Genomic DNA, 15,519 nt, shown 5'->3' with positions numbered 1-15,519 from the left:
TTGCGGCGCCGGCCTGCCTGGCGCCGCTGAATCAATTATTCATCCAATTTATTAAGGATCATCATGACCTCCGTCATCATCACCACCAATCTGGGCAAGATCACCGCTGAACTGGACGCCGAGAAAGCGCCGAAAACGGTTGCCAACTTCCTGGCCTACATGAAAGCCGGCCACTACGACAACACGATCTTCCACCGCGTCATCGACGGCTTCATGATCCAGGGCGGCGGTTTCGAGCCAGGCATGAAACAGAAGCCTGCCGACACCACCGTGGAAAACGAAGCCAAGAACGGCCTGAAAAACGATACCTACACCCTGGCCATGGCCCGCACGTCGGACCCGCACTCGGCATCGGCCCAGTTCTTCATCAACATCAAGAACAACAGCTTCCTCGACTACCCAGGCCAGGACGGCTGGGGTTACGCCGTGTTCGGTAAAGTTACCGACGGCAAGGAAGTCGTCGACGCCATCCGCGCCGTGAAAACCTCGCGCGCCGGCATGTTTGCCGACGTGCCAGTGACCGACGTCATCATCGAGAAGGTAGAAGCCGCGTAATTCGGCTCTGGCATCATGAATCACAGGCATTGCCGCGTTGGCGCCTCTCCATCTACATCACTTTTGGGGAGCGTTGAACGATGACAATGCCTGCCGCCCTCTTTATTTCCGACCTGCATCTGCAGAGTTCGCACCCGCGCACCAGCGCGGCGTTTCTTTCTTTCCTGGAACACCATGCGCAATATGCGCAAGCGCTGTATCTATTAGGCGACCTGTTCGAATACTGGGCCGGCGACGATGACCTGGAAGACCCGTTCAATGCGCGCATGACGGCCGCCATCCGCGCCGTCAGCGATGCTGGCGTGCACGTCTACTGGATCGCCGGCAACCGCGACTTTCTTGTCGGCTCCGGCTTTGCCGCCGCCGCCGGCGCCACCCTGCTCAGCGAACCGCACGTGGCCACGATTGCCGGCCGGCGCATCGTCTTGCTGCATGGCGACGCCGAATGCACGAAAGACGTCAAGTACATGGAGTTTCGCGCCATGGTGCGCCAGCCTGCCTGGCAAAAACAGTTCCTGTCCATGCCGCTGGCGCAGCGCAAGGCCATCATCGATGGTTTGCGCCAGAGCAGCCGCGAGCACAATGGCGAAAAATCCATGGAGATCATGGATGTCACGCCGGATGCTGTCGCGCAAGTGTTTGCCGAACATGCGAGCACCGTCATGATCCACGGCCATACGCACCGCCCCGCCCTGCACCAGGTCGACAATACCTTGCGCTATGTCCTGCCCGACTGGGAATGCGACGTGGAGCCGCCGCGCGGCGGCTGGATCGCCATCGATACGCGCGGCAACATCACGCGCCACGACCTGAACGGCGAGATCGTCGACTAGGCCTGCGCCGACGGCCGCACGGGTGTTTGTCCGATAGCCGCGCCCGCCTGGCCTTGCTGTAATGGCGACATGCATACCGTTTACATCGGCACGGCCGGCTGGAGCATCTCCAGCGCCGCCGCCAGCCACTTTCCTCTCGATGGCAGCCACCTGCAGCGCTATGCCCAGGTACTGGACTGCGTGGAAATCAACAGCTCGTTCTACCGCCCGCACCAGCCCTCCACGTACGCGCGCTGGGCCGCCAGCGTGCCCGAGCATTTCCGCTTCAGCGTGAAATTACCGCGAAGCATCACGCACGAACGGCGCTTGCGCGACTGTGCGGCCGAACTGGATCGCTTCGCGGGAGAGGTCATGCAACTGGGGAATAAACTGGGCTGCGTGCTGGTGCAGCTGCCGCCCAGCCTGCGTTTCGAGGCCGACGTGGCCGCCGCATTTTTCCATGCGCTGCGCCAGCGCTTCGACGGCATGCTCGCTTGCGAAGCGCGCCACCCCAGCTGGTTCGAGGCGGGCGCGACCGAACTATTGACGCTGCAAGGCATCACGCGCGTGCGGGCCGATCCGCCTGCGGGACAGCCGGGGCCGCACATACCGACGACCAGCGTGGCCTACCTGCGCCTGCACGGCAGCCCAAAGATTTATTACTCGGACTACCCGGCCGACTACCTGGCGGCGCTGGCCGCCGACTTGCACACATCGGCGCAGGCGGGCAGCTGGTGCATCTTCGACAACACGGCGGCCGGCGCAGCCCTGTTCAATGCGCTGGACCTGCATGCGCGGCTGGCCTGAAAATACGTGTTGATTTTTTGAGACTTAGTGTTATAGTTAACTACAACACCGATCAACTACATCACGGAGCTTCGATGCCTACAGCATTTTTCACGCGCCGCACGGCCCCGCCCTTGTCGGAGCGCATCCCATGAGCACGGAATGGAATGACAATAGCCCCATCTACCGCCAGCTCAAGGCCAGGGTGGTGGGCATGATGCTCGATGGCGTGCTGCAGTCCGGCGACGCCCTGCCGTCGGTACGCCAGGTGGCGGCCGATTATCAATTGAACCCCATCACGGTTTCGCGCGCCTATCAGGAACTGGTCGACGATGCCCTGGTGGAAAAACGCAGAGGACTCGGTATGTATGTCTTGGAAGGCGCCCGCGACAAATTGCTGGCCAGTGAACGCGAGCGCTTCATGCGCGAAGAATGGCCGGCGATGCTGGAACGCATCACGCAACTGGACCTTAACCTCGAGCAACTACTGCAGGCGAGCCGCGACAGTGGCGCACACGGAGAGAGCGCATGAATGCATTGAACAAGGACAGCGTCATCAGCGCCCGCGGCCTGCGCAAGCAGTATGGCAAGCAAGTCGCCATCGACGGCATCAGCTTCGATATCGCGCCGGGGCGCATCGTCGGCTTGATCGGGCCGAACGGTTCGGGCAAGACCACCACGCTGAAAGCCATCCTGGGCCTGACGGGCTTCGAAGGCCAGCTGTCGGTGCTGGGACGCGATCCGCGCCTGCAGCGCGACGCGCTGATGGACGACGTATGCTTCATCGCCGACGTGGCCATCCTGCCGGGCTGGCTGCGCGTGGCCGACGCCATCGATTTCGTTGCCGGCGTGCATCCACGTTTCGACCGCAGCAAGGCCGAGCGCTATCTGGCCCACACCAAGCTGGCGCCGAAGATGAAGGTCAAGTCCATGTCGAAAGGCATGGTGGTGCAGCTGCACCTGGCGCTGGTGATGGCCATCGACGCCAAACTGCTGGTGCTCGACGAGCCGACCCTGGGGCTGGACATTCTGTACCGCAAGCAGTTCTACCAGAACCTGCTGCAAGACTATTTCGATGAAAACAAGACCATCGTCATCACCACGCACCAGATCGAGGAAGTGGAACACATCCTGAGCGACCTGATGTTTATTCGCGACGGCAAGATCGTACTGGCATCGACCATGGAAGAGGTGGGCGAGCGCTACATCGAGGTGATGGTGGGACCGCAGCACGTCAATCCGGCGCGCGCGCTGCAGCCGATCAGCGAACGCAGCGTGTTCGGCAAGTCGGTGATGCTGTTCGACGGCGTCGCCCGCACCCAGCTGGCCGCCCTGGGCGAAGTCCGCACGCCCAGCCTGGCTGACCTGTTTGTCGCGACCATGAAAGGATCGTACCAATGAGTATTTCCCCTGCAAACAAGATGCAATGGCTGATCCGGCGTGAATTGTGGGAACACAAGGGCATGCTGGTATGGACGCCCGCCCTGATCGGCATCGTCATGACGGTACTGGGCGCCCTGATGACGATAGCCACCATCGCCAAGACCAAGATGCGCACGGCGCTGATCGTCAATGGCGAAGAAGTGTCCTGGAGCACGGTCTTCAACACCCGCACCTTCGGTCCGCGCCGCACGGAAATCATCGACGCCGTCGCCAACAACTATATCTATGCGGCCGCGCCCCTGTTCCTGGCGCTGGGCTTTCTCGTGTTCTTTTATTGCCTGAGCGCCCTGCATGACGACCGCCGCGACCGCAGCGTGCTGTTCTGGAAATCGCTGCCCATCTCGGATGCGCAGACGGTGCTGTCGAAAGCGGCCATCGCCCTGCTGGTCGCGCCGCTGATCGTGGCTGCCGCCGCCAGCGTGACTTCGCTGCTTCTGGTCCTGATCCTGAGCGGCGTGCTGGCGGCCAACGGCATCCACGTGTTTGCCGAACTGCTCGCCACCCCCGGTCTGTACCTGGGACCGCTGCGCGTGTTCGGCTTGCTGCCCGTGTATTGCCTGTGGGCCTTGCCGACGGTCGGCTGGCTGCTGATGGTATCGAGCTGGGCCAAGTCGAAAGTCTTCCTGTGGGCCGTCGGCGTGCCGCTGCTCTTGCTCATCCTGGCCGTGTGGGCCGGCAAGCTGACGCAGACGGAAAGCGGTATCGACTGGATACAGATGAACGTCATCGGGCGCGCCCTGCTGGGCACCCTCCCCGGCAGCTGGTATCTGTTCGAGCCGGACCTGCTGCCGCAGATGCACGCGCTGGCAGAGGGGGGATCGCACGCGACGCGCATCGATGTGTTCAGCAATTCTTGGTCCAGCCTGGCCTTGCCAGCCGTGTGGCTGGGTGCGGCGGCAGGCGCGGCGCTGATTTACGCCGCCATCCGCCTGCGCCGCTGGCGCGAGGAAGGCTGAGTCCCCTCTTCCATGATGGGAGGATTTGGGCAGCGCCCTGCACGCGTAACGCGTATGCCGGCCCGGCATACGCGCAGCGGACCGGCGGGGATCAGGCCCGCGTCAACCGGCCGATCACGCTGGCCACCTTGGCCGTGATCATGTCGACCGCGGGGCCGTTGGCGCCGTGCGGCAAGATCACATCGGCATTGCGCTTGGTCGGTTCGATGAATTGCTTGTGCATCGGGCGTACCGTTTCCAGGTACTGCTCGATGACGCTTTCCACGGAACGGCCGCGTTCGGTGATATCGCGTTGCATGCGGCGGATGAAGCGCACGTCGGAAGCCGTGTCGACAAAGATCTTCAGTGACATCATGTCGCGCAAGTCTTCGTCATACAGGGCAAACAGGCCTTCGATCACGATCACCGGCGCCGGCTTGACGGGAATGGTCCTGTTGGAGCGGTTGTGCAGCGTGAAGTCGTACTCCGGCATCTCGATCGCTTCGCCATTGCGCAAGGCCTGGATGTGCTGCACCAGCAATGGCCACTCGAACGCCTGCGGATGGTCGTAATTCTGCTGGCGCCGGACTTCAGGGGAGAGATGGGTTTGGTCGCAGTAATAGTCGTCCTGCATCACGACCGAGACCATGTCGGCACCGAACGACGCCAGCACCTGCTGTGATACGGTTGACTTGCCACTGCCGCTTCCGCCAGCGACACCAATAACAAACGGTTGGAAGGAAATATTATTCATGCCGAATGATACCGGAAACGCAGGCGGACTGACAGGGAGCGGCTCCTGTCACGCGTCATGCACGAGCCGCACATACAGCTCGGCCACCCTCTCGGCCGTGATGCCGTCGCGCTGTTCCACCGCCAGCGGATGGCCGGTCGGCTCCAGCTCGAGGTACGGACGCATGCCGTCGTCGCGCAGGTGTACACGGGTTTTCAGGTTCAGGGTAGCCGGATACACGGGCAGCTGCGTGCTGAGCCAGCCGAAGAAGGGGCCGATGTGCGTGCGCCTGGCGTCATTGAAACAGGCATCCCACGCATCGAAGCTCTCGCTGCTCAGCGACACCCACACGCCCCAGCTGAATGGTTCATCCGAGTCATGCACGGGGATGTCGATGATGGCGCGCACGAAGCAGTGTTCTTCATCGACGATGCAGGCGTCGCTGTCGAGCTGGCAGCGCGTTTCGCGCTCGGCGGGCGTCATCTGCTCAACCAGCCACGGCGCGTCGGCGCCGAAGCTGGGCATGCCCGTGTGAGTCTCGCCGCAGGCGCGGCACAGGAAGGAAAAACTCATGCGTGAAGGCTGCTTATTCGAATTGCTTGCGGAACGCCTCGAACTGCGCCGCCAGGCCATCGAAGTCGCTGCGCAATTGCAGCACTTCCTGTTCCAGCTGGGCCACCCTGCTGCCCTGCTGCGGCGCGCTGACGGCACCAGCGTAACCTGCCGCCGTCTCGATCTGCGCCAGCGCTTCCTCGCCGCCCAGCAAATGGCCGTAGCGCGGTTCCTTGGCGCCGGGCGCGACGGCCAGCTTGGCCACCAGCGGCGGATATTTGTCGATCAAAAACTGCAGGCCCGACTCCACTTCCGCCACGGACTTGAATTCATGCACACGGCCGCTGCGGCTGCGGATTTCGCCCGCCGTCTGCAAGCCGCGCAGCATCAGGATCGTCAGGATGGCCAGCTTGTCCTGTTCCAGCGACCACTTGATGCGCATGCGGTGTTCGTACTTGGCGACCCGCGCGCCGGCCTGCGTGATGCCATTGACGAATTTGCGCTGCATCAGGCGCTGCAGCACGTCGTAGACGGTTTCCTCGGAGAGGGCCATGACGGGGTCGCGGCTGGACAATTGATTGCAGCCGTTCGTCAGCGCGTTGAGCGAGAGCGGGTAGCTGTCCGGCGTCAGCGCTTCCTTTTCAGCCAGCACAGCCAGCACGCGTATCTCGAAGGGGTCGAGCAGATTCGGATTGTCATTGCTTTTTTCGCCTGCCGTCACATCAGTATTCATGCCTGTATCCTTAATCAACCAGCTTGTTCATTTGCTCGGAATCGAATTTATCACACTCGGGCACGCCCTGGCAGCAGATGCCCGCCGCCTTCAGGGTGGCGAGGATGGTTTCGATGCGCTGCTCCTGCGCCACGGCGTGCGTGATCAGGCCTTGCAGGGCTTTCGACAGCGGATCGTCGCCGTTGGGCGTGACGCCGTACGCGGCAAACAAATGCGCCGTACTGCCTTCGCGCAGGGCGCTGACATCCTTTTGCACGATGTGCGCGGGGTTGCCGACGGCCGTCGCGCCGGATGGCACGGGTTTCAATAGCACCGCGTTCGAGCCCACCTTGGCGTATTCGCCCACCGTGAAGCTCCCCAGCACCTGCGCGCCGGCGCCGACGATGACGCCGCGCTCCAGGGTCGGATGACGCTTGGCGCCGCTGTGCAGCGAGGTGCCGCCCAAGGTAACCCCCTGGTAGATGGTGCAATCGTCGCCGACGACGGCCGTCTCGCCGATCACCACGCCGAAACCATGGTCGATGAAGACGCGCCGGCCGATGACGGCGCCCGGATGGATCTCGATGCCCGTGATGATGCGGGCGATATACGAAATGAAGCGCCCCACCCATTTCATGCGCCGCGTCCAGCACCAGTGCGCCCAGCCGTGCATGACGATGGCGTGCAGGCCCGGATAACAGGTCAACACCTCCCAGCCATTGCGGGCGGCGGGGTCACGTTCAATGATGCTGTTGATGTCTTCGCGCAGGTGGTGGAACATAATGAAAATGGATAAGGTGGAACGCAAATGGTAGCGTATTCGGCGGCGTGCTGCCGGAGAGGCAGATAAACAACCGCCGCCTCAAGGGCGGCGGCTGATTTTCTGGAAGCGCTACAAAACGTTCAGGGCAAGGCGCATTGCCGAAGACAGTACGAATGTACGGCGAGGCAATGCACCGCAGCCATGGACGTTTTTTAGGCTTCCAGCGCAATGCGCTGGCGGCGGGCTTCGTAGAGGCACACACCGGAAGCCACGGACACGTTCAGGCTCTCGACGGAGCCGAACATCGGGATGCTGACGAGGATGTCGCAGGTGTCGCGCGTCAAGCGGCGCATGCCTTCGCCTTCGGAACCCATGACGAGGGCCGTCGGGCCCGTGAAATCGGCTTCGTACAAGCCTTTTTCGCCATCGTCCGAGGTACCGATCAGCCAGATACCGCGGTCCTTCAGTTCGCGCATGGTGCGCGCCAGGTTCGTCACGGTGATGTACGGGACGGTTTCGGCGGCGCCGCTGGCAACCTTGGCGGCCGTGGCGTTGAGGCCCACGGCGCGGTCCTTCGGCACGATGACGGCATGTGCGCCGACGCCGTCGGCCACGCGCAGGCAGGCGCCCAGGTTATGCGGGTCGGTGATGCCGTCGAGAATCAACAGCAGCGGCGGGCCATCGATGGCGTCCAGCAACTCATCGAGATTGCGCGCCAGCGACAGCTGCGACGCAAACGCGATCACGCCCTGATGGCGGCGCGTGCCGACGATTTTATCGAGACGCGACGAGTCGACGGGCATGACACGCACGTTGGCCGCCTTGGCGGCGGCGATCATGTCCTTCATGCGGCCGTCGACGCGGCTGGCATCGACGAAAATTTCTTCCACGGACGACGCTTCATGACGCAGACGCGAAGTGACGGCGTGGAAGCCGAAAATCATTTTATTCTTCATTTGTTATCGTTTCTTTTATCGCTTGTTCTTGCTTGATTTTGATACAGTTTTTGCTGCTCGTGGTGCCGCCGCAGCGGGTGCCGCGGCTGGTTTCTTGCTGCGCTTCGGCGCGGCGGCCTTGGGGGCTGCTGCTTGCGGCGCTGCCTTGGCTTGCGCCTTGGCGGCAGGTTTGGCGCCATTGGCACGGCCGCCGGAACCATTGCCGGATTTGCCGCCGTTGTTGCCGCTGGCCTTGATTTCATGGCGCTGCTCGGTCGCGGGACCGGGCTTGACCATCGATTTCTTTTCGCCCTTGCGCTTGCCGCCAGACTGCTTGGCCGGCGCTTCGTCGCCCGCCAGTTCCGCATCGGTCACCAGACGCAGGTCGATCTTGCGCGTTTCCAGGTCGACACGCGCCACTTGCACCGTCAGACGGTCGGTCAGCTGGTAGCGCTTGCCCGTGCGTTCGCCGCGCAATTCATGGCGCGCATCGTCGTACTGGAAGTAGTCGGTGCCCAGCTCGGTGACGTGCACCAGGCCTTCGACAAACAGGGTGTCGAGTTGCACGAACACGCCGAAGGTGGTCACGCCGGTGATGGTGCCGGTGAACTCCTCGCCCAATTTGTCTTGCATGAAGTAGCACTTGAGCCAGGCTTCCACGTCGCGCGACGCTTCATCGGCGCGGCGCTCGTTGGCCGAGCAATGCACGCCCAGCGCGTCCCAGATGGTCAGGTCCGTCTTCTTCGGCTTGCCGTCGGCCTTGTCCTTGGCCTGCTGCTTGCGCGTGGCGTTCGACACATTCGTGTTCAGCACGACCTTGTCGGACAGTTTCGGCTCGTATTTCTTGCCTTGCAGGATGGCCTTGATGGCGCGGTGCGTCAGCAGGTCGGGATAGCGGCGGATCGGGCTGGTGAAGTGGGCATACGCCTCGTAGGCCAGGCCGAAGTGACCGATATTGTCCGGGCTGTAGACGGCTTGCTGCATCGAGCGCAGCAGCATCGTTTGCAGCAGAGCCGCATCGGGACGCTGCTTGATCTGCTGCATCAGGGTCTGGTAATCGGATGCCGACGGCGTGTCGCCGCCCGTCAGGTTCAAGCCAACCTGTTTCAGGAAAGTACGCACTTGCGTGAGCTTTTCCTTGGTCGGGCTGGCGTGGATGCGGTAGGTGCCTGGATGCTTGTTACGCAGCAACAAATCGGCTGCGCAGACGTTGGCCGCTAGCATGCACTCTTCGATGATCTTGTGCGCTTCGTTGCGCGTGCGGGGGATGATCTTTTCGATCTTGCCCGCGCTGTTGCAGACGATATACGTTTCCGTCGTCTCGAAGTCGATGGCGCCCCGCTCCGTGCGTGCTTTCAGCAAGGCGCGGTAGACGGCTTCCAGGTTCTGCAGATGCGGCAGGATGTCCGCGCGGCGTGCCGCTTCGGGTCCCTTGGTGTTGCCCAATACGGCTGCGACTTCGTCGTACGTGAGGCGCGCGGCCGAATGGATCACGGCCGGGTAGAACTGGTAGGCCTTCAGTTCGCCCTTGTCGCTGACGACGGCGTCGCAGACGAGGGTCAAACGGTCGACGGCCGGGTTCAGCGAGCACAGGCCGTTCGACAGCTTTTCCGGCAGCATCGGGATCACGCGGCGCGGGAAGTAGACGGACGTGCTGCGTTCGAGCGCGTCGATATCGAGCGCGTCGTTCGGTTTCACGTAATGGCTGACGTCGGCAATCGCCACGATCAGGCGGAAGCAGTTGGCGCGGCCTACCTTGACGGGTTCGCAATACACGGCATCATCGAAATCGCGCGCGTCTTCGCCGTCGATGGTGACGAGCGGCACGTCGCGCAGGTCGACGCGGTCTTTCAGATCGGCGGCGCGCACTTCGAATGGCAGTTTTTCAGCTTGCTTGAGGGCGGCGGCGGAAAAGATGTGCGGCACATTGAATTTGCGCACGGCAATCTCGATTTCCATGCCGGGGTCATCGAGCGCCCCGAGCACTTCGACGATCTTGCCGACCGGCTGCTTGAAGCGCATCGGCTGCTCGGTCAGCTCGACGCTGACGATCTGGCCGGCTTTCGCCTTGCCCACCGAACCGGTGACGAGAATGTCCTGGCCGATGCGCTGGTCTTCCGGCGCCACGACCCAGGTGCCGTTTTCCTGGATCAGGCGGCCGATGACGTGGGTATTGGCGCGCTGCGTGACTTCAACGATCGTGCCTTCCGGGCGGCCGCGGCGGTCCGTGCCGACGATGCGGGCCATGACCTTGTCGCCATGCAGAACTTTCTGCATTTCTTTCTCGGGCAGGAACAGGTCGGCGCTGGCGTCGTCGGGAATGACAAAGCCGAAGCCGTCGCGGTGGCTCATGACGCGACCGGCGACAAGCGCGCTCTGGTCGGCCAGGCTGAAAACACCGCTGGCGTCAGACTTGAGCTGGCCGTCGCGCTCCATCGCCTTCAGGCGACGGACCAGGACATCCATGGAATCGGCATGCACTTGCAGCGTTTTCCCGAGAGACTGCGGGTCGAGAGGCGCGTTGACGCTGCGGAATATGCCGAGAATGTCCTCCCGGCTGGGGATGGTGTGGGTATTTTGGCTCAAAAGTATTTCTATAGTTGTTATTGACAGTGATCAAACGGAAGACAAAGACCGATGACATCACCGTCAATATTGACACGGTGATGTGCGGTAGTGTACCGGAGGACGCCTTGGTTTGCCTAACGCACAGCGTAGCGGAAACCGAACAAGTGCCCCGCCGATGAAAAAAAGGAGAAAAGCTGCGCAATGCATTTGACTTCGGCAAATATTGCTCTATAATCTCGGTCTCTTGCAGCAACAAACCTTCACGGGAATGCAGTTGCAGGAAAGCGGTACAGGGTTGATGTGCAGTATGGAGCGAAAGCTCATCTGGCGCAAAACTCTTCAAGTCGCTATAATAGCAGAATTGCTGTAAAGTTATTTTGCAACAAGTTCTCGAGCAGTAAAAGTAGCAAGCAACAAGTAATAGAGCAGCATCAGTGCCCACGTGGCGGAATTGGTAGACGCGCATGGTTCAGGTCCATGTGCCTTCGGGTGTAGGGGTTCGAGTCCCTTCGTGGGCACCATTACCTAATTCGCAAAAAAGCCGCAAACTTTCACGAGTTTGCGGCTTTTTTCATTTCCGATGCAGCACATCGAACGCCAAATAATTATCAAAAAAGAATATTTGCATTCCATTTAATAGTATATTGACATCTCCCCCATGCCACGCATCGCGCGTGGCTGGCAACAGCATTACGGAGAGACGTCATGACATGCAGGCCCGGCAAACACAAACGGATTCTTTTCAGCAGCCTCATCGTATTAAGCCTCGGCGCTGGCACCAGCCAGGCGACCGACTGGGTGACCACCCGTTCCAGCAGCCCCGAAATCGTCAAACCGGCGCCCGAACAGGTGACTTTGCAGGTGCAAAATCCCCCTTCCTTTGCCTGGCCGCGCCATGCCAGCTATCCCGCGCAATATGTCGTGGAGATTTTGCCGGCTGAGGGCACAGCAAGCACCCACACCGTTTCGCGCAACTTCCTGCTGCCGTCAAGCGCACTGCCGCCAGGCAATTATGAATGGCGCGTGAGCCCTCTCTCGACGTCCCCCGACTGGTCCAATAAGCGGCCATTTACCATCGACAGCAATTCACGCACTTTTGTCGTTCCCGAATCGTCCGAGCTGGCGGCCACCGTGCGAGCCCACCCGCGCCCGCGCCAGTTGCCAGCCTCCTTTGCGCAAGCAAGCGCCTGGGATGCCGCCATGAACAGCAAACGGCGCCCCTTCCTGAACCGCCTCGTGAGTGAGGTCAATCTGAATACCACCGCCGTGGCCAGCGTCCACGATGGCCTGTGGACCCAGCCCAACGATAGCGGCCAGTACAACCGCATTGCCAATGCCGCCGGCGCCGTAATCCGGCAGATGGAAGCGGCCGCCCTCCTGTTTCGCCTGACACAGGAACGCAGATATCTGGACGAAGCCATACTGCGCGGCGACCAGTTGGCCGCGCTGAATCCGGAGGGCCCCACCAGCTATAAGGCGCAGGATCAGGTCGCGCGCATGATTGCCCTGGTACTTGCGAAGGGCGCCGATTTTCTGTGGCTGGATCTGGACGCACCTCGCCGCGCGCACTGGCTGTCGGTCGCCGCGCAGCGGCTGACACCGATTTATGCGGACCTGTCCATCGCCGGCGGACGTCTGGACCAGTCCCCCATGGACTCGCACGGCGTCGAGGCGCTCGGTTACCTTGCCGCCACCTCAACCCTGCTGCTCGATGCCAGACCGGAAGCGCAAGCCTGGTTCAACTTCGCCGTGCGCTCGTACATGCATATCGTCCACGTCTGGAGTGGCCCGGAAGGCGGCTTTGCCAACGGCTCGGCGTATGGCCAGTACACCACCGACATGCAAATGCAATTATGGCAGCCGCTGGCCGAAGCCACTGGCGTCAGCCTGTTCAACAAACCCTGGACGGCGGGATTCTCCAATTATTTCATGCAGTTCATTCCACCGAACGCACCGCGCCATGTCTTCGGCGATGTCCATGAAAGCAAACCGGACCCGGCACTCCTGAAGGCATATGTAGCACGGCAAGCCACGCCAGCGGCCGCCTGGTACAGCAACCAGCCAGGCGCACAAGAAAATCCCATCACCCTGCTGCAGGCGCCCTACCCGCTTCCCGCCGATACGGTCGCACCCGAAGCACCGCCCAACGCCATGCTCTTTCCCAGCATTGGCTGGGCGGCCATGCATAGCGACATCAGCAATGCTGCCCGCACTTCCGTCTACTTCAAATCGAGTCCGTTTGGAGCCTTCAATCACAGCCACGGCGATCAAAACAGCCTGGTCATCAACAGCGGCAACAAACCACTGCTGATCGAAGCCGGCTACCAGGACTACTATGCATCGCCGCTCTCGAAAAGCTGGTACCGCCAGTCGCGCGCGCATAACGCCATCACATTTGATGGCGGAAAAGGCCAACTCGTCGAAGGCCATTACGAGACGCGCTACAAAAACGGCAAGATCACGGCCTTCACGCACGGTACGGACCTCGACTATGTGGAAGGCGATGCCAGCGCCGCCTACAGCAACGACCTGAGCCTGGCCAGGCGCCAGGTATGGTACTCGCGCCAGAATGACGTGGTGGTAGTGCTCGACAAGCTGACCTCCGCGACGGCCCGCACTTTCGAATGGAACATCCATGCACTCAATACCTTGTACCTTTACCCGAATGGCCGAGCCAGCATAGAAAATGGCACGGCATCACTTTGCCTGCAATCACTACGGCCAGACGAGGAGCAATTGTCCGGCTTTAGCGCCCCCAATCCGCCCCTCGAAGCCAGCCAGCAGCATGCCGCCTACGTCAAGACCAGCCCGGCCATGGCGGCAGAGTTCCTGATCGTGCTCGATATCGGCTGCAAATCGGTGCCAACTTCATTGCAGCCGGTGTCTGGCGGACGCTTGCTGCAGATAGGCACGCAAACCATCACCCTGCCCCAATAAGCGCCAAACGCCTGTTTTTTGCTAAAAAAACAGCTGCATCCATCCTCCGCTCCTAGGGAAATGCCTTTTTTCAGGTGAAAAGGGTATTTCTTGAAGAAAAGTACAAAATGTTGATTGACCGAATGCGCGCCAGCCCTTATGATTTTGTCCTCGCTGCAGAACACGCAGCGACAAGCAGCAAAGCAGCATCAGTGCCCACGTGGCGGAATTGGTAGACGCGCATGGTTCAGGTCCATGTGCCTTCGGGTGTAGGGGTTCGAGTCCCTTCGTGGGCACCATTACCAAAATTCGCAAAAGAGCCGCAAACTTTCACGAGTTTGCGGCTTTTTTCATTTCCAGCCCCAGCAAACCCTGTCGGCATTCTTGACAGTTGACGGCTGCGCACGCGCCAAGTCCTTGATTTTACGAGTGAGCACGCTTCTTGCCTGCACGATGGCATCGCCATTGCTGGAGCGCCGCCATGAAAAGCCTCGTCGCCGTCCTCGCCTTGATGTTACCCATCAGCACTATCGCCTCGCCCCTGTTCAATCTGCAATACGTACCCGGCACTTCGCTGCAGGCGCAGCAGGGATTCCAGGCGGCGGCCGCGCGCTGGTCGCGCGTCCTGAAAGACAATGTCACCATCGAGTTGACGGTGGGCTTCAATTCGCTGGGCGGCAACATCCTGGGGCAAACGGGCTCGTCGGAAGCGTTTTACCGCTACAGCGACTTTCGCGGCGCCCTGGCCGCCGACGCCACGTCCACCATCGACCAGCGGGCGCTGGCGCACCTGCCAACGGGCGACAGCTTCGGCATGCTGATCAACCGCACGGCCAACAGCCCCAACGGACCCGGCAGCGCCCTGCCCTATCTCGACAACAATGGCGACGCCAACAATCAGTATTTATCCCTGAGCAATGCCGAAGCCAAGGCCGTCGGCCTGGCGCCGCCGCCGCAATCGCTGGACGGCTGCATCGGCAATTGCGACGGCTTCATCCAGTTCAACAGCGATTTCAACTTCGATTTCGATCCCGGCAATGGCATCGGCGCCCACAGCATCGACTTCATCGGCGTGGCCATGCATGAAATCGGCCACGCACTGGGCTTTCTCAGCGGCGTGGATATCCTCGACTACAACTCGCCGCCGCTGGGCGGCCCCTATGACGACACGGAATTTACCTACGTCTCGGGACTGGACCTGTTCCGCTACTCGGCAGAAAGCGCCGCGGCCGGCGTGATCGACTGGACGGCCGACAACCGCGACAAGTATTTCTCGCTCGATGGCGGCGCGACGCGCGGTCCGCTGTTTGCCAACGGCAGCTTTCACGGGGACGGCGACCAGGCCAGCCACTGGCGCGACAATTTAGACCTGGGCATCATGGACCCGGCGGTGGCATACGGCGAATTATTGCGCCTGCGCTGGAACGACTTGATCGCCCTCGACGCCATCGGCTGGGATATCGCCCCGAACGCCATCCCGGCGCCGGGCACCTTCCCGCTGTTATGTCTGGCACTGATGCTGCTGGCATGGCAGCAACGACGCTGACTACGCTGAAAAAACAGGCAGTTTTACGCCATTTCTCATATGGAAAACCCTTTTTTCAGTGGAAAAGAGGGTTTCTTGAAGAAAAGAGCAAAATGTTCATTGACCGAATCGCCGCCAACCCTTATTATTTTGTCCGTCGCTGCAGAACACGCAGCAGACAGCAAGCAGCAGCAAAACGCAGCACAATGCCCACGTGGCGGAATTGGTAGACGCGCATGGTTCAGGTCCATGTGCCTTCGGGTGTAGGGGTTCGAGTCCCTTCG

Annotated in this window: 14 protein-coding genes and 2 tRNA genes; 10 read left to right on the top strand and 6 right to left on the bottom strand. The window is 61.2% G+C overall.

What is annotated here, in order from left to right; all coding sequences use genetic code 11:
* Positions 1-63 precede the first annotated feature (63 nt).
* The 6 genes from AC1RBA_RS24970 (at position 64) to AC1RBA_RS24945 (ending at position 4,552) form a co-directional block, all read left to right on the top strand.
* Positions 64-555 (top strand): peptidylprolyl isomerase, encoded by a 492-nt coding sequence (locus tag AC1RBA_RS24970; protein WP_071326571.1) that lies wholly within the window; start codon positions 64-66, stop codon positions 553-555.
* Between the two features lie 86 nt (positions 556-641).
* Positions 642-1,388: a UDP-2,3-diacylglucosamine diphosphatase gene (locus AC1RBA_RS24965; RefSeq protein WP_492420193.1), complete on the top strand. Its 747-nt coding sequence runs from the start codon at positions 642-644 to the stop codon at positions 1,386-1,388.
* A 69-nt stretch (positions 1,389-1,457) separates the two neighbouring features.
* Complete coding sequence (locus tag AC1RBA_RS24960) at positions 1,458-2,174, top strand: DUF72 domain-containing protein (protein ID WP_492420071.1); 717 nt, start codon at positions 1,458-1,460, stop codon at positions 2,172-2,174.
* Positions 2,175-2,304: 130 nt separating this feature from the next.
* Positions 2,305-2,685 (top strand): GntR family transcriptional regulator, encoded by a 381-nt coding sequence (locus tag AC1RBA_RS24955; RefSeq protein WP_070289838.1) that lies wholly within the window; start codon positions 2,305-2,307, stop codon positions 2,683-2,685.
* Positions 2,682-3,554, top strand: a complete 873-nt coding sequence (locus tag AC1RBA_RS24950) for an ABC transporter ATP-binding protein (RefSeq protein ID WP_492405629.1) — start codon at positions 2,682-2,684, stop codon at positions 3,552-3,554. Before AC1RBA_RS24955 ends, AC1RBA_RS24950 begins: the two co-directional genes overlap by 4 nt.
* Positions 3,551-4,552: a hypothetical protein gene (locus AC1RBA_RS24945; RefSeq protein WP_492420070.1), complete on the top strand. Its 1,002-nt coding sequence runs from the start codon at positions 3,551-3,553 to the stop codon at positions 4,550-4,552. The genes AC1RBA_RS24950 and AC1RBA_RS24945 overlap by 4 nt, the downstream gene beginning before the upstream one ends.
* Before the next feature lie 91 nt (positions 4,553-4,643).
* On the opposite strand, the gene udk is transcribed toward AC1RBA_RS24945, so the two are convergent.
* From udk to rnr, 6 genes are all read right to left on the bottom strand, one after another.
* Positions 4,644-5,285 (bottom strand): uridine kinase, encoded by a 642-nt coding sequence (gene udk / locus AC1RBA_RS24940; protein ID WP_492420069.1) that lies wholly within the window; start codon positions 5,283-5,285, stop codon positions 4,644-4,646.
* A gap of 48 nt (positions 5,286-5,333) precedes the next feature.
* Positions 5,334-5,837: a DUF2199 domain-containing protein gene (locus AC1RBA_RS24935; RefSeq protein WP_492420068.1), complete on the bottom strand. Its 504-nt coding sequence runs from the start codon at positions 5,835-5,837 to the stop codon at positions 5,334-5,336.
* Positions 5,838-5,850: 13 nt separating this feature from the next.
* Entirely contained in the window at positions 5,851-6,549 is a 699-nt protein-coding gene (locus tag AC1RBA_RS24930; protein WP_070221306.1) for a YceH family protein, read from the bottom strand.
* 10 nt (positions 6,550-6,559) lie between these two features.
* Positions 6,560-7,309, bottom strand: coding sequence for a serine O-acetyltransferase (gene cysE, locus AC1RBA_RS24925; RefSeq protein ID WP_034756915.1), 750 nt, complete (start codon positions 7,307-7,309; stop codon positions 6,560-6,562).
* 194 nt (positions 7,310-7,503) lie between these two features.
* Entirely contained in the window at positions 7,504-8,247 is a 744-nt protein-coding gene (rlmB, locus tag AC1RBA_RS24920; protein ID WP_058048541.1) for a 23S rRNA (guanosine(2251)-2'-O)-methyltransferase RlmB, read from the bottom strand.
* A gap of 15 nt (positions 8,248-8,262) precedes the next feature.
* A complete protein-coding gene (gene rnr, locus AC1RBA_RS24915) occupies positions 8,263-10,812 on the bottom strand; it encodes a ribonuclease R (RefSeq protein ID WP_070221305.1) in 2,550 nt (849 codons plus the stop codon).
* Between the two features lie 418 nt (positions 10,813-11,230).
* Here rnr and AC1RBA_RS24910 point away from each other — a divergent pair.
* From AC1RBA_RS24910 to AC1RBA_RS24895, 4 genes are all read left to right on the top strand, one after another.
* Positions 11,231-11,315 (top strand) — tRNA-Leu (locus AC1RBA_RS24910).
* 277 nt (positions 11,316-11,592) lie between these two features.
* A complete protein-coding gene (locus AC1RBA_RS24905; protein WP_240453590.1) occupies positions 11,593-13,731 on the top strand; it encodes a heparinase II/III domain-containing protein in 2,139 nt (712 codons plus the stop codon).
* A gap of 193 nt (positions 13,732-13,924) precedes the next feature.
* Positions 13,925-14,009 (top strand) — tRNA-Leu (locus AC1RBA_RS24900).
* 182 nt (positions 14,010-14,191) lie between these two features.
* Positions 14,192-15,256 (top strand): NF038122 family metalloprotease, encoded by a 1,065-nt coding sequence (locus AC1RBA_RS24895; protein WP_492420067.1) that lies wholly within the window; start codon positions 14,192-14,194, stop codon positions 15,254-15,256.
* Positions 15,257-15,519 lie beyond the last annotated feature (263 nt).

This window comes from Janthinobacterium sp. GW823-FHT03B06 (assembly GCF_058796955.1).
The sequence above is the reverse complement of the archived record's forward strand: the minus strand, read 5'-3'. Positions and strand labels throughout refer to the sequence as shown.